This window comes from Pseudomonas parafulva NBRC 16636 = DSM 17004, from assembly GCF_000730645.1.
Classification (GTDB): domain Bacteria; phylum Pseudomonadota; class Gammaproteobacteria; order Pseudomonadales; family Pseudomonadaceae; genus Aquipseudomonas; species Aquipseudomonas parafulva.
Genome location: NZ_BBIU01000005.1, coordinates 322,256 through 339,861, shown reverse-complemented (window position 1 = coordinate 339,861; position 17,606 = coordinate 322,256). Strand labels below are relative to the sequence as shown.

Here is a 17,606-nt window from a genome sequence, read left to right as displayed (position 1 = left end):
TACATGAGCTGAAAACAGGTTATGTAGCGGCCCCTTCGAACCAAGCCAGCTTGTCCCGCAGTTGCACCACCTCACCGACGATCACCAGGGTCGGCGCGTGCACCTCGTGCCGGGCCACCAGGTCAGGCAGGTCTGCCAGTGTGCCGGTGAACACCCGCTGGTTGCGGGTGGTGCCCTGCTGAACCAACGCCGCAGGCGTACTGGCCGCACGGCCATGACGGATCAGTTCGGCGCAAATTGTCGGCAAGCCTACCAGGCCCATGTAGAACACCAGGGTCTGGCCTGGCGCTACCAGGTCGGTCCACGGCAGGTTGCTGGTGCCGTCCTTCAGGTGACCGGTGACGAACCGCACTGATTGCGCATAGTCGCGATGGGTGAGCGGAATGCCGCCGTAGGCGGAGCAGCCGCTGGCAGCCGTGATGCCTGGCACCACTTGGAATGGGATGCCGTGCTCGGCCAGCTCTTCGATTTCCTCACCGCCACGGCCAAAGATGAACGGGTCGCCCCCCTTCAACCGCAACACGCGCTTGCCTTGCTGGGCCAGGTCCACCAACAGGCGGTTGATCTGGTCCTGGGGCACGGCATGATCGGCGCGGCGCTTGCCCACGTAAATGCGCTCGGCGTCGCGGCGGCACATGTCGATGATCGCCGGGGCCACCAGCCGGTCATACAGCACCACGTCCGCCTGCTGCATCAGGCGCAAGGCACGGAAGGTGAGCAGATCCGGGTCGCCCGGCCCTGCCCCCACCAGGTACACCTCGCCGCCCTGTTGAACCGGAGCACCGTCGACCATGGCCTGCAACAACCGCTCGGCCTCGGCGCCCTGCCCGGCCAACTGGCGCTCGGCAATCGGGCCCTGGAACACGGTTTCCCAGAACCCGCGACGCTGGTTGACGTCCGGGTACAGGGATTTGACCCTGTGCCGGAAGCGCGCTGCCAAACCGGCCAGCTCGCCGTAGGCGGCAGGTATCCAGGCCTCCAGCTTGGCGCGGATCAGACGCGCCAGCACCGGCGCATCGCCACCGCTGGACACGGCGATCACCAATGGCGAGCGGTCGACGATGGCGGGGAAAATCACCGTGCACAAGGCCGGCGCGTCCACCACGTTCACCGGCAGGCTCAATGCCTGCGCATCCGCCGACACCTGGGCATTGAGGCCAGGGTCGTCGGTGGCAGCGATCACCAGGCGGCATTCGGCAAGGTCGGCTGCCTGGTAACCACGCACCCGCACTTCACCGCCGCCTTCCCGGGCCATGGCGGCCAGCTGGCCATCCACCTCCGGTGCGACTACGCGCAGCGCGGCGCCGGCATCGGCCAGCAGCCGCGCCTTGCGCAAGGCAATTTCGCCACCGCCGACGACCAGCACCAGGGCGCCCTGCAGCTTGTGAAACAGCGGCAGGTAATCCATTTAGCGAATGACCTCGACGCCGCCCATGTACGGCTTCAGCACATCCGGTACGCGGATCGAACCATCGGCCTGCTGGTAGTTTTCCAGCACAGCCACCAAGGTGCGGCCAACAGCCAGGCCGGACCCGTTGAGGGTGTGCACCAGCTCAGGCTTGCCGGTTTCCGGGTTGCGCCAGCGCGCCTGCATGCGGCGCGCCTGGAAGTCGCCACAGTTGGAGCACGAGCTGATTTCACGGTACTTGTCCTGGCTGGGCACCCACACTTCCAGGTCGTAGGTTTTCACTGCGCCAAAGCCCATGTCGCCTGTGCACAGGGCCAGTACGCGGTAAGGCAGTTCCAGCAACTGCAGCACACGTTCGGCGTTGGCGGTGAGGCCTTCCAGGGCTTCCATCGACTTGGCCGGCTCTACCACCTGCACCATCTCGACTTTGTCGAACTGGTGCTGACGGATCATGCCGCGGGTGTCGCGGCCAGACGCACCGGCCTCACTGCGGAAACACGGCGTGTGTGCGACCAGCTTGAGCGGCAGTTGCTTGGCATCGAGAATTTCCCCGGCCACCAGGTTGGTCAGCGACACTTCAGCGGTCGGGATCAGATAGAAATCAGCCTCACCCTCACGGGTGATCTTGAACAGGTCTTCCTCGAACTTCGGCAACTGGCCGGTGCCCTGCAACGCCGGGGCCTGAACCAGGTAAGGGGTGTAGTGCTCTTCGTAGCCATGTTCACCGGTGTGCAGGTTGATCATGAACTGCGCCAGCGCACGGTGCAGGCGGGCGATGGGGCCACGCAGCACGGCAAAGCGGGCGCCGGACAGCTTGGCAGCCGCCTCGAAGTCCAGGCCGCCGCTCACTTCACCCAGGGCAACGTGGTCCTTGATCACGAAATCGAAGGCTGTCGGCGTGCCCCAGCGGCGCACTTCGACGTTGTCGTCTTCGCTGGCGCCCACCGGTACGCTGGCGTCCGGCAGGTTGGGGAGGGTCAACAGAATGCCGTCCAGCTCAGCCTGAATACCGTCCAGCTCGGCCTTGCCAGCAGCCAGCTCGTTGGCCATGCGCTCGACGTCGGCCATCAGCGGTGCAATGTCCTCGCCCTTGGCCTTGGCCTGGCCGATGGACTTGGAGCGGGCGTTACGCTCGGCCTGCAGCTGTTCAGTGCGGGTCTGCACCGCCTTGCGGCGCTCTTCCAGTGATTCGATGCGCGCGACATCCAGGCTGAAGCCACGGGAGGCCAGGCGTTCTGCCACTTCCTGAAGTTGGCCGCGTAACAGTTTGGAATCGAGCATATCGTTCTCTCGTTATAGGTAGGTGTTGGTTCAGAAACGGGTAAGGCACAACCCGGCCCAGGTCGCGAGCAGGCCGCCCACCACACTGATACCGGTATAGCCCAATGCCAGGGGTACCTGCCCGCTTTCCAGCAAGCGCACGGTATCCAGCGAAAAGGAAGAAAAGGTGGTCAGGCCGCCCAGAAAACCCACGATCAGGCCGGCACGCAGCTCCACCGGCACCATGGGTTTGTGCAAGAACAGCCCGTACAAAAGACCGATGAGCAGGCAGCCGACCAGGTTCACGGCCAGCGTACCCAGATAGAAGTGCCGTGGCCAGTGGGCGACCACCCAATTGCCGGTGGCAAAGCGTAGCAGGGTGCCGGCGATGCCACCCGCCGTCACCGCAGCGATCAACGCAATCATGGTTTTCTCCGCTGGCGGGGGCTGTTGCGGTCTAGGTCGGCCAGGTGCCGCAGCTTTTCGCCGATCTTCAATTCAAGGCCGCGAGGTACAGGCTGGTAATAGGGGCGCGGCTCAAGTGCATCGGGGAAGTAGTCTTCACCTGCTGCGTAGGCATCTGGCTCGTCGTGGGCGTAACGGTACTCGTCGCCGTAGCCCAACTGCTTCATTAGCTTGGTCGGGGCGTTGCGCAGGTGCAGCGGCACTTCCAGCGAGCCATGCTCGGCGGCTTCGCGCAGGGCCGTCTTGAAGCCTACGTAAACGGCATTGCTCTTGGGGGCGCACGCGATGTAGGTGATGGCTTGGGCCACGGCGAGCTCGCCTTCCGGGCTACCCAGGCGCTCCTGCACATCCCAGGCCGCCAGGCACAGGCTGAGCGCACGGGGGTCGGCGTTGCCGATGTCTTCGCTGGCCATGCGCACCACACGACGGGCGATATACAGCGGGTCGCAGCCACCATCGAGCATGCGCGCGAACCAGTACAGGGCCGCATTCGGATCAGAGCCACGCACCGACTTGTGCAGCGCCGAAATCTGGTCGTAGAACGCTTCGCCACCCTTGTCGAACCGGCGGCGGCTGTCGCCCAGCAGGCTCTGCAGCAGTTCTACATTGATTTCGCTGCCGTCCTCGGCCAGGTCGGCGGCGTTTTCCAGAAAGTTGAGCATGCGCCGGCCATCGCCGTCGGCGGCGGCCATCAGCATCTTGAACGCCTCATCGCCAACGTGCAGGTGGCGCTTGCCCAGGCCACGTTCTTCGGTCAGTGCACGGTTCACCAGCTTACGCAGGGCCGCTTCGTCCAGGCTCTTGAGCACGTACACCCGTGCCCGTGAAAGCAAGGCGTTGTTGAGTTCAAACGATGGGTTTTCGGTGGTCGCGCCGATGAACAGCAGGGTGCCGTCTTCCACAAACGGCAGAAAGGCGTCCTGCTGCGACTTGTTGAAGCGGTGAACTTCATCGACGAACAGGATGGTGCGCCGGCCGTATTGCCCGGCCTGCTGCTTGGCCACCTCCACCGCTTGGCGGATCTCCTTCACCCCGGCCAGTACCGCCGACACGGTTTCGAAATGCGCATCGCAGAACTGGGCCAACAGCCGCGCCAGGGTGGTCTTGCCCACCCCAGGCGGCCCCCAGAAAATCATCGAATGCAATGCGCCCTGCTCCAGCGCCTCACGCAGCGGCTTGCCGCGGGCCAGCAGGTGCTCCTGGCCCACGTACTCGTCCAGGTTGGACGGGCGCAGCCGCGCCGCGAGGGGCTGGGCGACAGGTTCGCTTCGAAACAGGTCCATGACGGGCTCTGGTTACTCCTTGATCACATCCGCGCCTTTGGGGATGTCGAACTTGAAGCGGCTATCGGCCACTGCCTGGTTGGCCTTGACGCCGTTGAACAGGATGTTGGTGCGCTGGCCGACACTGTCGATCAGCTGCATGTCGTTGATCAGGCCCTTGCGGAACGAAACGCGCAGCGAATCGAACAAGGTGTCCTTGGTTTTGGGCTTGAGGGTGAAGTCCATCACGTCGCCCTGCTGCTTCGACGTAATGTCGAAGCTCTGGCTGATCTTCGAGACGTCACCGGACAACAACAGCGCCGGGGTCTGGTTCAGGCGCACGTCGAGCTTCTTGATGGTGGCCTGTTCCAGGTCAGGGTCCCACAGGGTGACGTTGATGCCGTCGGACACCACCACCTGCTCCTGGGGCGCATCGGTGTGCCAGTAGAACAGGCCTGGCCGTTTCACGGTCATCTTGCCAGACGTTTCCTGCAGGCTGGTGCCACCGGCATCCAGGGTCAGCTGGGAGAAATTGGCCTCGATAGTTTGCGACTTCTCCAGCAACTGGGTCAGGCGTTGTACGTCTTGCTCGCCGGCAAAGGCTGCAACAGGGCCCAGGGCAAGGGCAGAAACCAACAGCATGCGAATTGCGCGCATGGGAATCCTCATTGAGCATTAATAATGCCGGGCGCCATGGTTGGCGACCGGCAGGGTGATCATCAGTCGCGCGGGCCGCCTGGGGCAATCACTTCGCGCGAGCCGTTGCTGTTCATGGGGGTGACCACACCGGCCATCTCCATGGCTTCGATCATGCGGGCAGCGCGGTTGTAGCCGATCTTGAGCTTGCGCTGCACGGCCGAGATGGACGCACGGCGGCTCTCGAGCACGAACTGTACGGCTTCATCGTACAAGGCGTCGCTTTCGGAGTCGTCGCCATCACCACCGCCGCCGCCACCTTCGAAGCCGCTGCCGGCTTCCTCGACACCGTTGAGGATGTCGTCGTTGTAGTCCGGGGCGCCGCGCTGCTTCCACGCTTCCACCACGCGGTGCACTTCATCGTCGGACACGAACGCGCCGTGTACGCGGATAGGCAGGCTGGTACCGGGCGGCATGTACAGCATGTCACCATGGCCCAGCAACTGCTCGGCACCGCCCTGGTCGATGATGGTACGCGAGTCGATCTTGCTCGATACCTGGAAGGCCATGCGGGTCGGGATGTTGGCCTTGATCAGGCCGGTGATCACGTCCACCGACGGGCGCTGGGTAGCGAGAATCAGGTGGATACCCGCCGCACGTGCCTTTTGCGCGATCCGGGCGATCAGCTCTTCGACCTTCTTGCCGACGATCATCATCATGTCGGCAAACTCGTCCACCACCACCACGATGGTGGGCAGGGTTTTCAGTGCTGGCGGCTCGTCGTCCATGCTTTCGCGACGGTACAGCGGGTCGTGAATGATTTCACCCGCTTCCTGGGCGTCCTTCACCTTGCGGTTGAAGCCCGCCAGGTTACGCACGCCCATGGCCGCCATCAGCTTGTAGCGGCGTTCCATTTCGGCCACGCTCCAGCGCAGCGCATTGGCGGCGTCCTTCATGTCGGTGACCACCGGGCACAGCAGGTGCGGGATGCCTTCGTAAATGGACAGCTCAAGCATTTTCGGGTCGATCATGATCAGCCGCGCGTCTTCCGGGCTGGACTTGAACAGGATCGACAGAATCATGGCGTTCACACCCACCGACTTACCGGAGCCGGTGGTACCGGCCACCAGCAGGTGGGGCATCTTGGCGAGGTCGGTGATCACCGGTTTGCCACCGATGTCATGGCCCAGCGCCAGCGTCACCGGGGACTTCTGGTCATCGTACTGCGGCGTGGCCAGCACCTCGGAGAAGCGCACCATCTGCCGGTTTTCGTTGGGGATCTCGATACCGACGGTGGTCTTGCCCGGGATCACTTCCACCACGCGCACGCTGGTCACGGCCAGCGAGCGCGCCAGGTCCTTGGCGAGGTTGGCGATACGGCTGACCTTCACACCGGCCGCAGGCTGGATTTCATAGCGGGTGATCACGGGGCCCGGATGGATGGAATCCACCGTCACTTCGACGCCGAACTCCTTGAGTTTGATCTCCAGCAACTGACCTACGCCCGCCAACGATTCAGGCGAATACTCGATCTTTTTCTGTTCGGCCGGGTCCAGGATGGAAATGGACGGCAAGGTGCCCTCCACGGCGCTGTCGATGAACAGTGGCGCCTGCTTCTCTTTCATCACCCGCTTGCTGGGCTCGGGCGCCTTGGCGGCGGAAGGCGGCACGATCGTTGGCATGGCTGCCTGCGGCCGCGGTACCACGGGCTCGCGCTCCACCACCGGTTCGCGGGCCAATACAGGTTCACGCCCCAGGGTAGGCTCACGCGGCTCTGCCGCCTGGGCAGGGGGTTCTTCGCGCTTGAACAGGCGCTCGCGCAGCGGTGTTTTGGCCGGTTCGCGTTTTTCAGGCGTAACGGGCGCGGCCTTGGCCGCAGGCACAACCGGTTCATCGTCGCGCAGCTGCGCCTCCAGGCGCTTGCGCTCGTTGCGCGCCTCCCACCAGCGCGACGCGGCGCCTTGCACCAGTTCCAGCAGGTCGAGGGTGATCTTGCCGGTAAGGTCCATCACCTTGAACCACGACAGGTCTGTGAATACGGTCAGGCCGAACAGGAACAGGGCGATGAACATCAGGGTGCTGCCCTGCACGTTCAAGAAGTTGCGGGCCAGCTCGCCGAGGCTTTCGCCCAACGCCCCGCCAGCCGAGAACGGCATGCTGGCCGGGGGGTGGAAATGAATGTGCGCCAGGGCCGCGCCCGACAGCACCAGGAACACCAGGCCGATCAGCCGCCAGGAGAACAGCCAGCCGCTCCAGTCCCAGGGCTGGTGACGCTGACGGAAGATCTGCCAGGTCTTGAGCGCCAGCAGCAGCGGGAAGATGTAGGCGAAATAGCCGAGCACCATGAACAGGATGTCGGCGAAGTACGCCCCGGCACGCCCGGCGGCATTCTGCACCTGGTCGACCGTGGCCGTGTGGCTGAAGGCCGGGTCCGAGGTGTCGTAGGTGAGCAGCGCCATCCACAGGTACAGGCACAGGGCGCCGACAGCGATCAACGCGCCTTCCTTCAGGCGATAGTGCAGCTGCTGCCGCCACAGGGGCACAGGCAAGGGAGCTGGGGTTGCGGTGGATTTCTTCAAAACGCGTCTATTCCTGCGCGTGGTGCGCGTCCAGTAGTGACCGGCCAGGCCTGGGCCAACGGATCACTACTTTTAACATTACTGCCCGCCAGCCGCCATGGCGCTTAGCCATAAGGGGTCTGACCGGGGGCGACTTTCCAATAGCTGCAATTTGAGCACGCATTGCCTTCTGTGACAAAGGCTTATGCTGTGTTTTTGCACAGGTGTGACAGCAAATGTGGCAGATGGTGCCGACGCTTTCATGAATGCGTGGGAATTTGCCTATTCGGTTGTGAGGCGCCGCCGCACATCAGCACCGTCGGCATTGACCCTGGCAAGTACCCGCGCCATGCTGCCCCTCTCCCCTCCCCCACCGTTAGGCAGACCATGCTGACCTGGCTCACCCGCGACGCCCTCACCTTCCCGCCACTGGAAAAGGCCCTGCAAGAACCCAACGGCCTGCTGGCCGCCGGCGGCGACCTGAGCCCCGAGCGCCTGGTGCAGGCGTATCGGCATGGCTGCTTTCCGTGGTACCAGGGCGGCCAGCCGATCATGTGGTGGTCGCCCGACCCACGCACGGTGCTGCTGCCCGGCCAGCTACATGTCTCGCGCTCCTTGGCCAAGCTGATGCGCCAGGGCCGCTACCAGGTCAGCTTCGACACGGACTTTGCCGGCGTGATCGCGGCCTGCGCCGCGCCGCGCAGCTACGCCGACGGCACCTGGATCACTGACAGCATGTGCGCTGCGTATTGCGAGCTGCATCGCCGCGGCATCGCTCACTCGGTGGAGGTACGCCAGGATGGCGAGCTGGTGGGCGGCCTGTATGGCCTGGCCATGGGCCAGCTGTTTTTCGGGGAGTCGATGTTCAGCCACGCCGACAACGCCTCCAAGGTAGGCTTTGTAACCCTGGTGAACCACTTGCGCGAGGCCGGCTTCGTGCTGGTCGACTGCCAGATGCCCACCAACCACCTGCACAGCCTGGGCGCGCACGCCATCAGCCGCGCCGAGTTCGCCCGCTACCTCGACCGCCATCTGGACCAACCCAACAGTGCCAGCTGGGTCGCCTAGGCGAGTTTCTACAGCTGGCTTACACTTAAGGCAACGTCTTACCGAGGGGGTTGATCATGACAGAGCTGGCGCGGTTGAAGTTTTATGCCACTCAACCCCACTCCTGCAGCTACCTGCCAGACGAGCAGGCCACCACCCTGTTTCTGGACCCCAGCCAGCCGATGGACGTGCACGTGTACGCCGATCTGTCGGAAATGGGCTTCCGTCGCAGCGGCGATCACCTGTATCGCCCCCATTGCCAGAACTGCAATGCCTGCGTGCCGGCACGCATCCCGGCTGCACGCTTCGCCCCCAGCCGCCAGCAGCGGCGCATTCTCAAGCGCAACACCGACATGACGGTGACCGCAGCACGCCCCGCCTTCAAAGAAGAATATTTCGAGCTGTACCGGCGCTACATCGAGGCCCGGCATGCCGACGGCGACATGTACCCACCCAGCCGTGACCAGTTTTCCACCTTTCTGGTACGTGACCTGCCGTTTTGCTGGTTCTACGAGTTCCGTGCCGGCGGGCGCCTGCTGGCGGTAGCAGTGTGCGACCTGCTGCCCAACGGCCTGTCTGCCGTCTACACCTTTTACGAGCCCGACGAAGAGCGACGCAGCCTGGGCCGCTTCGCCATTTTGTGGCAGATCGGCGAGGCGTTGCGCCAGGGCCTGGAGGCGGTTTACCTGGGTTACTGGATCAAGAACTGCAAGAAGATGAACTACAAGACGCAGTACCGGCCCATCGAATTGCTGATAAACCAGCGCTGGGTCACCCTCAATTGAAAGCATTGGCTTGAAACACAGTTTTCCGGCATAATCCACGCCACTTTTTTGCCCGGTGCGGTTATGCGTCGGGCCAACACTGGATCCGAGGGCTCAACTGCATGTCGAAAGAAGACAGCTTCGAAATGGAAGGTACTGTCGTCGACACCCTGCCCAACACCATGTTCCGCGTGGAGTTGGAAAACGGGCACGTCGTAACCGCGCACATCTCCGGAAAGATGCGCAAAAACTACATCCGTATTCTCACTGGCGACAAGGTTCGCGTCGAGCTGACGCCATACGACCTGAGCAAGGGCCGCATCACCTACCGTGCGCGCTAAGCTCCAGCCATGAAAAAGCCCGGCCATGTGCCGGGCTTTTTTGTGGGCGACAGAGGGGCCGCAAGGCGGCCCCAACACCCTTACGCCACCTCGGCGGTGGTCTCGAAGTCGAACACCAGCTCGCCGTCGCGCAAGTCGACATGCACCACACCGCCATGCTCGGCCAGCTCCCCGAACAGGATCTCCTCGGCCAGCGGCCGCTTGATCTTGTCCTGGATCAACCGCGCCATCGGCCGTGCGCCCATCTGCACGTCGTAGCCCGATACCGCCAGCCAGCCGCGCGCGGCATCGCTGACTTCCAACAGCACGCGCTTGTCCTCCAGCTGCGCCTGCAGCTCGATAAGGAACTTGTCGACGATGCTCTTGATGGTCTCGGTGCTCAGGCGGCCAAACTGGATGATGGTATCCAGGCGGTTTCTGAACTCCGGCGTAAAGCTTTTGCGGATGACTTCCATGGCATCGGACGCATGGTCCTGGTGAGTGAAGCCGATCGAGGCCCGCGCTGCCGTTTCTGCCCCGGCGTTGGTGGTCATGATCAGGATCACGTTACGGAAGTCCGCCTTGCGCCCGTTGTTGTCGGTGAGGGTACCGTGGTCCATCACCTGCAACAGCAGGTTGAAGACTTCCGGGTGGGCCTTCTCGATTTCGTCGAGCAGCAACACGCAGTGAGGTTGCTTGGTGATGGCTTCGGTCAGCAGACCGCCTTGGTCGAAGCCCACATACCCGGGTGGCGCACCGATCAGGCGGGACACGGTGTGGCGCTCCATGTATTCCGACATGTCGAAGCGTACAAGCTCCACACCCAGGGCCTTGGCCAACTGCCGTGCCGCCTCGGTCTTGCCCACGCCGGTAGGGCCGGCGAACAGGAACGAACCGACAGGTTTGTCGGGCGATTTGAGCCCGGCGCGAGACAGCTTGATCGCGGTAGCCAACGAGTCGATGGCAGCATCCTGGCCGAACACCGTCAGCTTCAGGTCACGCTCCAGGTTACGCAGCAGTTCCTTGTCGGAGCTGGTGACATGCTTTGGCGGAATGCGCGCGATCTTGGCGACGATGTCTTCAACCTGCGGCACATCGATACGCTTCACACGGTTGGCTTCTGGCTGCAGGCGCTGGTAAGCACCCGCTTCGTCGATCACGTCAATGGCCTTGTCAGGCATGTGGCGATCGTTGATGTACCGCGAAGCGAGTTCCGCAGCGGCACGCAGCGCCTCATCGCTGTACTCGATGTTGTGGTGGCTCTCGAAGCGGCCTTTCAGGCCACGCAGGATGCCCACGGTGTCTTCCACCGACGGCTCGCTTACATCCACCTTCTGGAAGCGGCGGGCCAAGGCCCGGTCTTTCTCGAAGATGCCGCGGAATTCCTGGAACGTGGTAGAGCCGATGCAACGGATTTCACCCGACGACAGCAGCGGCTTGAGCAGGTTGGAGGCATCCATCACCCCGCCCGACGCCGCACCGGCACCGATGATGGTGTGAATCTCGTCGATGAACAGGATGGCCTGCGGGCGTTTGCGCAATTCGCCAAGCAGCGCCTTGAAGCGCTTCTCGAAGTCGCCGCGGTACTTGGTACCGGCCAGCAACGCGCCGAGGTCCAGGGAGTAGACCACGCTTTGGGCCAGCAGGTCGGGCACCTGGCCATCAACGATACGCTTGGCCAGGCCTTCGGCGATGGCGGTTTTGCCCACCCCCGCCTCACCCACCAGCAGCGGGTTGTTCTTGCGGCGACGCGCCAGAATCTGCGCCACGCGCTCCACTTCCTGTTCGCGGCCCACCAGCGGGTCGATGCGCCCGGCACGGGCCAGCTCGTTCAGGTTGCTGGCGTAGGCATCCAGCGGGTTGCTGGAGGATGTGGTTTCGCCGCCGTCCTCGTCCTGCATTTCCTGGTCGCTTTCGGAATGCGGGCCGTGGCCAGGCACCTTGGAGATGCCATGGGCGATGAAGTTGACCACGTCGATACGGGCCACGCTCTGCTGCTTGAGCAGGAACACGGCCTGGCTTTCCTGTTCGCTGAAAATGGCCACCAGCACGTTGGCACCGGTGACTTCGCGCTTGCCGGAGCTTTGCACGTGGAACACGGCACGCTGCAGCACGCGCTGGAAGCCCAGGGTTGGCTGGGTTTCACGGTCTTCGTCGCTGACCGGGATCAGCGGCGTGGTTGAATCGATGAACTCTTGCAGGTCGTGCTTGAGCTTGTCGAGATTGGCGCCACAGGCGCGCAGAACGGTCGCGGCAGCCTCATTGTCAAGGAGTGCCAGCAGCAGATGTTCGACGGTCATGAACTCATGACGCTTCGAACGGGCCTCCTTGAAGGCAAGATTGAGGGTGACTTCGAGCTCGCGGTTTAACATAGCTTCACCTCATACCCAAGTGGTCGGCGATTAACCGTCCTTCTCGATTTCACAGAGTAGCGGATGCTGGCTTTCCCTGGCGTATTGGTTGACCTGCATGGCCTTTGTTTCGGCGATGTCGCGGGTAAACAATCCGCACACTGCCCGCCCCTCGGTATGGACGGTCAGCATGATCTTGGTCGCCAGCTCGCGGTTCAGATTAAAGAACGTTTCGAGCACTTCGACGACGAAATCCATCGGCGTGTAGTCATCGTTGAATAAAACCACCTTGTACATCGGTGGGGCCTGCAGGATCGGCTTGGCTTCCTGAACCGCCAGACCAGCGCCATCGTCCTCGTTGGATTGAGGGCGATCCTGATTGAATGTTAGTCGAATCTGGCTGTGTGCATGCATGGAAAGAATTTCATCACATCGACAGGATAAGGTTATGGGTTGACCCTGCAGCAGGCCGTTGGTGCAGCCGCCGCATGACCTTGACTATCGGCAAAACGGTGTTACAACCAATAAGAACCCACCGTGGTCAATAAAGATCCGCGCAGTCAACCCGATTTTTTCGCAGGTTCGTATGCGGATGACGTGGATGATACTCCAGTGATGGAGTCCTTTGCAGAGGGACATAGGGATGGCAAGCGGCAAAGTCAAGTGGTTCAACAATGCCAAGGGCTATGGGTTCGTCCTTGAAGATGGCAAGGATGAAGACCTTTTCGCCCACTTTTCAGCCATCCAGATGGACGGATACAAAACCCTGAAGGCCGGGCAGGCCGTGACGTTCGATATCATCCAGGGACCCAAGGGGCTGCATGCGGTGAACATCACGAGCGCTGTCACCCAGGCCCAGGCTAGCACGGCTGCAGCCAGCAACACCGCCGACGCCTGACAGGGCTGGGCGCCCTTGTTTGGCCAGTGACCGGCCGCTTGCCTGCAAGGCAGCGGCCGGCTTGCCGTGCGGTTACATGTGCTTGATCATTGCCTCGCCAAAGCCTGAGCTGCCCACCAGGGTGGCACCGTCCATCAGCCTTTCGAAATCATAGGTCACCGTCTTGGCGGCGATGGCCCCATTGGTGCCCTTGATGATCAGGTCGGCTGCTTCGGTCCAGCCCATGTGCCTGAGCATCATTTCTGCAGACAGAATCACCGACCCCGGGTTGACCTTGTCCTGCCCCGCATATTTGGGCGCCGTGCCGTGGGTGGCCTCGAACATGGCGACCGTATCGGACAGGTTGGCGCCCGGCGCGATGCCGATACCCCCGACCTCGGCGGCCAGCGCATCGGACAGGTAGTCACCGTTGAGGTTGAGGGTGGCGATCACATCGTATTCGGCCGGGCGCAGCAGGATCTGCTGCAGCATGGCATCGGCGATGGCGTCCTTGACGATGACCTCGCGGCCGGACTTCGGGTTCTTGAAGCGCATCCACGGGCCGCCATCGAGCAATTCGGCGCCGAACTCGTCACGCGCCACCTCGTAGCCCCAGTCTTTGAAGGCGCCCTCGGTGAACTTCATGATGTTGCCCTTGTGCACCAACGTCAGCGATTCGCGGTCGTTGTCCACCACGTATTGCAAGGCCTTGCGCACCAGGCGCTTAGTGCCCTCGCGCGACACCGGCTTGATGCCGATGCCGCAGTCCTGGTCGAAGCGGATCTTGGTGACCCCCATCTCTTCTTTCAGGAACTTGATCACCTTGTCGGCTTCAGGGGAGCCCGCCTTCCATTCGATGCCGGCATAGATGTCCTCGGAGTTCTCGCGGAAGATCACCATGTCCACGTCACCCGGCTTCTTGACCGGGCTGGGCACCCCCTGGAACCACAATACCGGGCGCAGGCAGACGTACAGGTCAAGCTGCTGGCGCAGCGCCACGTTCAGCGAACGGATGCCACCCCCCACCGGCGTGGTCAGCGGCCCCTTGATGGACACCACGTAGTCGCGCACAGCATCCAGGGTTTCCTGAGGCAGCCAGGTGTCCTGGTCATAGACCTGGGTGGCCTTCTCCCCGGCGTACACCTCCATCCAGGCGATCTTGCGCTTGCCGCCGTAGGCCTTGTGCACCGCAGCGTCGACCACCTTGATCATGACCGGCGAGACATCGATGCCGATGCCGTCCCCTTCGATGTAGGGGATGATGGGGTTGTCAGGCACATTGAGCGAATGGTCGGCATTGACGGTGATCTTGGCGCCATCGGCTGGCACCTTGATTTTCTGGTATCCCATGCTTGCACTACTCCGCGGTCGGGTGTGGGTTGGACATCATGCGATCCACACAGCCTAATCCAGCTTTCACACCCTGCAAGTTAGAAGCAGCAAGTTACAAAATGCCGAGCCTCGGCCGGCGCCCGGTAGCTGCGACAACCGGCCACATTGCCGCTACGTCTTTCGTCTTATAAATGGGCTGATATCACCTGGCCTTGCTGATTAGTCCGATTGGTTTGATATACTGCCCCGCGACCGTAGGGTCATCGGGGCGATCCCTTGGAAAAATGCGGACCGCCCTTGGCCATCGAAGGCCACGAAGCCCGGGTTGTTACCGCAGCTCGGCACTTGACGCTCGACTGATGCATCCACCATCACCGCTCGCAGCCTCTCGACTTTCCGCTCATGGCGCTGCCAGGGCGATGCGCCTACCCTGCGCAGCACGAGACTCGAGCACGCTCAGCACACAGAGAGTTAACCCGCATGCCCACCCGTTCCAAGATCATCTATACCTTCACCGACGAAGCCCCCGCCCTCGCCACCTACTCGCTGCTGCCGATCATCGAAGCCTTCACCGCTTGCGCTGACATCGCCGTCGAAACCCGCGATATCTCCCTGGCCGGTCGCATCCTCGCCGCCTTCCCGGAGCAACTGGGCGCAGAGAAGCAAGTAGGCGATCACCTGGCGGAACTGGGCCAACTGGCTACCACCCCTGAAGCCAACATCATCAAGCTGCCTAACATCAGCGCCTCGGTACCGCAGCTCAAGGCCGCGATCAAGGAACTGCAAACCAAGGGCTACAACATCCCTGACTACGCTGACGAGCCGGCCACCGCGCAAGAGAAAGAATCCCGCGCCCGTTACGACCGCATCAAGGGTTCGGCGGTAAACCCGGTACTGCGCGAAGGCAACTCCGACCGCCGCGCCCCGCTGTCGGTCAAGAACTACGCACGCAAGCACCCGCACAAGATGGGCGCCTGGGCCGCCGACTCCAAGTCGCATGTGGCCCACATGACCCAAGGCGACTTCTACGGCAGCGAAAAGGCCGCCCTGATCGAAGCTGACGACAGCCTGCGCATCGAACTGGTCGGCAAGGATGGCACCACCACCGTCCTGAAAGACAAAACCGCCGTCAAGGCAGCTGAAGTCATCGACTGCGCCACCATGAGCCGCAAGGCCCTGAAAGCCTTCATCGCCGAGCAGATCGCCGATGCCAAGGCGTCTGGCGTGCTGCTGTCGGTGCACCTGAAAGCCACCATGATGAAGGTGTCCGACCCGATCATGTTCGGCGTGATCGTCGAAGAGTTCTACAACGATGTGCTGGCCAAGCATGCCGCAGCGCTGGCCGAAGTCGGCTTCAACGCCAACAACGGCATCGGCGACCTGTACGCCCGCATCAAGGACCTGCCAGCCGACAAGCAGGCCGAGATCGAAGCCGACATCCAGGCCCTGTATGCCCAGCGGCCGGCCCTGGCCATGGTCAACTCCGACAAGGGCATCACCAACCTGCACGTGCCAAGCGACGTGATCGTCGACGCCTCGATGCCGGCCATGATCCGTGACTCGGGCAAGATGTGGAACACCGCAGGTGAGCTGCAGGACGCCAAGGCCATCATCCCGGACCGCTGCTACGCCGGCATCTACCAGGCCACCATCGAAGACTGCAAGGCCAACGGCGCCTTCGACCCGACCACCATGGGCAGCGTACCGAACGTTGGCCTGATGGCGCAGAAAGCCGAAGAGTACGGCTCCCACGACAAGACCTTCCAGATCCAGGCCGACGGCGTGGTACGGGTGGTCGACAGCAAGGGCACCGTGGTGCTGGAGCAGAACGTCGAAGCCGGTGACATCTTCCGTATGTGCCAGGTGAAAGACGCGCCGATCCAGGACTGGGTCAAGCTGGCCGTCAACCGTGCCCGCCTCAGCAACACCCCTGCGGTGTTCTGGCTGGACCCGGCCCGCGCCCACGACGGCGTCATGATCGAGAAGGTGCAGAAGTACCTGAAAGACCACGACACGTCCGGCCTGGACATCCGCATCCTGGCCCCGGTAGAGGCCATCAAGTTCTCCCTGGCCCGCATCCGCGAAGGCAAGGACACCATCTCGGTGACCGGCAACGTGCTGCGCGACTACCTCACCGACCTGTTCCCGATCATGGAACTGGGCACCAGCGCCAAGATGCTGTCCATTGTCCCGCTGATGAGCGGCGGTGGCCTGTTCGAAACCGGCGCTGGCGGCTCGGCACCCAAGCACGTACAGCAACTGGTGGAAGAGAACTTCCTGCGCTGGGACTCGCTGGGTGAATTCCTGGCCCTGGCCGCATCGCTGGAGCACCTGGGCAACACCTACGACAACCCACGTGCAAAAGTGCTGGCCAGCACCCTGGACCAGGCCACTGGCAAGTTCCTCGACACCAACAAGTCGCCTTCGCGCAAGGTCGGCGGTATCGACAACCGTGGCAGCCACTTCTACCTGACCCTGTACTGGGCCCAGGCACTGGCCGCACAGAACGACGACGCCGCCTTGCAGGCTCGCTTCGCGCCACTGGCCAAGGCCCTGGGTGATAACGAAGAGGCCATCGTTGCCGAACTGAATGCGGTCCAAGGCAAGCCAGTCGACATCGGTGGCTACTACGCCCCGGATGCCGAACTGACCGCCAAGGTGATGCGCCCGAGCCAGACCCTGAACAGCGCTATTGCAGCCCTGTAAGCTTGGCTTGAAGTAACAGCAAAAACCCCGGCCACGCACCGGGGTTTTTTTTAAGCTGCAAGCTTGAAGCTGCAAGCTACAAGTAAAAGCAGTCCGCGCACGCCTTGGCTTGCAGCTTGCAGCTTGCAGCTTGCAGCTCCTAAGGAGTATTGATCGTGTCCTGGCAACCCCATATCACCGTCGCCACCGTCATTGAGCAAGACGGCAAATTTCTCTTTGTCGAGGAGTTCAAGGCTGGTAAAGCCGTATTCAACCAACCTGCTGGCCACCTGGAACCTGATGAAAGCTTGGCCCAGGCCGCCTTGCGCGAAACCCTGGAAGAAACCGCCTGGGAGGTCGAGTTAACCGGCCTGGTGGGTATCTACCTGTACACCGCACCCAGCAACGGTGTGACCTACCAGCGCATCTGCTTTGCCGCACGCCCCGTGCGACATCATGCCGACCTGGCCCTGGACAGCGACATTACCCGTGCACTGTGGCTGACCCGCGCCGAGCTGCTGGCCGACCCGGCGCGCTGGCGCAGCGAACTGGTACCGCGCTGCCTTGACGACTACCTGGCCGGCCCCTTGCACAGCCTTGCCCTGCTGCGCGACTGACGCGCCGCTGCGGGTTTGATAGAA

At 62.6% G+C, this 17,606-nt stretch carries 15 protein-coding genes; 6 read left to right on the top strand and 9 right to left on the bottom strand.

From position 1 onward, the window contains the following. Nucleotides 1-19 precede the first annotated feature (19 nt). The 6 genes from cysG to PPA02S_RS04345 form a co-directional block, all read right to left on the bottom strand. Nucleotides 20-1,408 carry a siroheme synthase CysG gene (gene cysG / locus PPA02S_RS04370; RefSeq protein ID WP_028632350.1) on the bottom strand — a complete coding sequence of 463 codons (1,389 nt, stop codon included), beginning with the start codon at nt 1,406-1,408 and terminating at the stop codon, nt 20-22. Then, entirely contained in the window at nt 1,409-2,689 is a 1,281-nt protein-coding gene (serS, locus tag PPA02S_RS04365; protein WP_028632349.1) for a serine--tRNA ligase, read from the bottom strand. A gap of 30 nt (nt 2,690-2,719) precedes the next feature. Beyond that, on the bottom strand, nt 2,720-3,094 hold the full coding sequence (gene crcB, locus PPA02S_RS04360; protein ID WP_028632348.1) for a fluoride efflux transporter CrcB: 375 nt from the start codon (nt 3,092-3,094) through the stop codon (nt 2,720-2,722). Further along, nucleotides 3,091-4,416 carry a replication-associated recombination protein A gene (locus PPA02S_RS04355; protein WP_028632347.1) on the bottom strand — a complete coding sequence of 442 codons (1,326 nt, stop codon included), beginning with the start codon at nt 4,414-4,416 and terminating at the stop codon, nt 3,091-3,093. The genes crcB and PPA02S_RS04355 overlap by 4 nt, the downstream gene beginning before the upstream one ends. A gap of 12 nt (nt 4,417-4,428) precedes the next feature. Next, a complete protein-coding gene (gene lolA, locus PPA02S_RS04350) occupies nt 4,429-5,052 on the bottom strand; it encodes an outer membrane lipoprotein periplasmic chaperone LolA (protein ID WP_028632346.1) in 624 nt (207 codons plus the stop codon). Between the two features lie 62 nt (nt 5,053-5,114). After that, nucleotides 5,115-7,658, bottom strand: coding sequence for a DNA translocase FtsK (locus PPA02S_RS04345; RefSeq protein ID WP_428829798.1), 2,544 nt, complete (start codon nt 7,656-7,658; stop codon nt 5,115-5,117). Nucleotides 7,659-7,976: 318 nt separating this feature from the next. Here PPA02S_RS04345 and aat point away from each other — a divergent pair, with 318 nt between their 5' ends. From aat to infA, 3 genes are all read left to right on the top strand, one after another. After that, the gene (aat, locus tag PPA02S_RS04340; protein WP_028632344.1) at nt 7,977-8,657 is read left to right on the top strand and encodes a leucyl/phenylalanyl-tRNA--protein transferase; all 681 of its coding nucleotides are present in this window, start codon (nt 7,977-7,979) and stop codon (nt 8,655-8,657) included. A gap of 56 nt (nt 8,658-8,713) precedes the next feature. After that, the gene (locus PPA02S_RS04335; RefSeq protein ID WP_028632343.1) at nt 8,714-9,421 is read left to right on the top strand and encodes an arginyltransferase; all 708 of its coding nucleotides are present in this window, start codon (nt 8,714-8,716) and stop codon (nt 9,419-9,421) included. A gap of 101 nt (nt 9,422-9,522) precedes the next feature. Further along, nucleotides 9,523-9,741, top strand: coding sequence for a translation initiation factor IF-1 (gene infA / locus PPA02S_RS04330; RefSeq protein WP_002553999.1), 219 nt, complete (start codon nt 9,523-9,525; stop codon nt 9,739-9,741). Nucleotides 9,742-9,821: 80 nt separating this feature from the next. Here infA and clpA read toward each other — a convergent pair whose 3' ends face one another. Next, entirely contained in the window at nt 9,822-12,092 is a 2,271-nt protein-coding gene (gene clpA / locus PPA02S_RS04325; RefSeq protein WP_028632342.1) for an ATP-dependent Clp protease ATP-binding subunit ClpA, read from the bottom strand. Between the two features lie 30 nt (nt 12,093-12,122). Further along, a complete protein-coding gene (clpS, locus tag PPA02S_RS04320; RefSeq protein ID WP_023534830.1) occupies nt 12,123-12,485 on the bottom strand; it encodes an ATP-dependent Clp protease adapter ClpS in 363 nt (120 codons plus the stop codon). Between the two features lie 229 nt (nt 12,486-12,714). Here clpS and cspD point away from each other — a divergent pair, with 229 nt between their 5' ends. After that, complete coding sequence (cspD, locus tag PPA02S_RS04315) at nt 12,715-12,969, top strand: cold shock domain-containing protein CspD (RefSeq protein WP_028632341.1); 255 nt, start codon at nt 12,715-12,717, stop codon at nt 12,967-12,969. Nucleotides 12,970-13,041: 72 nt separating this feature from the next. On the opposite strand, the gene icd is transcribed toward cspD, so the two are convergent. After that, complete coding sequence (icd, locus tag PPA02S_RS04310) at nt 13,042-14,298, bottom strand: NADP-dependent isocitrate dehydrogenase (protein WP_028632340.1); 1,257 nt, start codon at nt 14,296-14,298, stop codon at nt 13,042-13,044. Between the two features lie 462 nt (nt 14,299-14,760). Between icd and PPA02S_RS04305 the strand changes: the two genes are divergently transcribed. Both PPA02S_RS04305 and PPA02S_RS04300 read left to right on the top strand, forming a co-directional pair. Next, a complete protein-coding gene (locus tag PPA02S_RS04305) occupies nt 14,761-16,986 on the top strand; it encodes an NADP-dependent isocitrate dehydrogenase (protein WP_028632339.1) in 2,226 nt (741 codons plus the stop codon). Between the two features lie 155 nt (nt 16,987-17,141). Then, entirely contained in the window at nt 17,142-17,582 is a 441-nt protein-coding gene (locus tag PPA02S_RS04300; RefSeq protein WP_028632338.1) for an NUDIX hydrolase, read from the top strand. The last annotated feature ends 24 nt before the right edge of the window (nt 17,583-17,606 follow it).

Coding starts and splice junctions, on each gene's coding strand:
- cysG (WP_028632350.1), bottom strand. CDS start 1,408: ATGGATTACCTGCCGCTGTTTCACAAGCTGCAGGGCGCCCTGGTGCTG.
- serS (WP_028632349.1), bottom strand. CDS start 2,689: ATGCTCGATTCCAAACTGTTACGCGGCCAACTTCAGGAAGTGGCAGAA.
- crcB (WP_028632348.1), bottom strand. CDS start 3,094: ATGATTGCGTTGATCGCTGCGGTGACGGCGGGTGGCATCGCCGGCACC.
- PPA02S_RS04355 (WP_028632347.1), bottom strand. CDS start 4,416: ATGGACCTGTTTCGAAGCGAACCTGTCGCCCAGCCCCTCGCGGCGCGG.
- lolA (WP_028632346.1), bottom strand. CDS start 5,052: ATGCGCGCAATTCGCATGCTGTTGGTTTCTGCCCTTGCCCTGGGCCCT.
- aat (WP_028632344.1), top strand. CDS start 7,977: ATGCTGACCTGGCTCACCCGCGACGCCCTCACCTTCCCGCCACTGGAA.
- PPA02S_RS04335 (WP_028632343.1), top strand. CDS start 8,714: ATGACAGAGCTGGCGCGGTTGAAGTTTTATGCCACTCAACCCCACTCC.
- infA (WP_002553999.1), top strand. CDS start 9,523: ATGTCGAAAGAAGACAGCTTCGAAATGGAAGGTACTGTCGTCGACACC.
- clpA (WP_028632342.1), bottom strand. CDS start 12,092: ATGTTAAACCGCGAGCTCGAAGTCACCCTCAATCTTGCCTTCAAGGAG.
- clpS (WP_023534830.1), bottom strand. CDS start 12,485: ATGCATGCACACAGCCAGATTCGACTAACATTCAATCAGGATCGCCCT.
- cspD (WP_028632341.1), top strand. CDS start 12,715: ATGGCAAGCGGCAAAGTCAAGTGGTTCAACAATGCCAAGGGCTATGGG.
- icd (WP_028632340.1), bottom strand. CDS start 14,298: ATGGGATACCAGAAAATCAAGGTGCCAGCCGATGGCGCCAAGATCACC.
- PPA02S_RS04305 (WP_028632339.1), top strand. CDS start 14,761: ATGCCCACCCGTTCCAAGATCATCTATACCTTCACCGACGAAGCCCCC.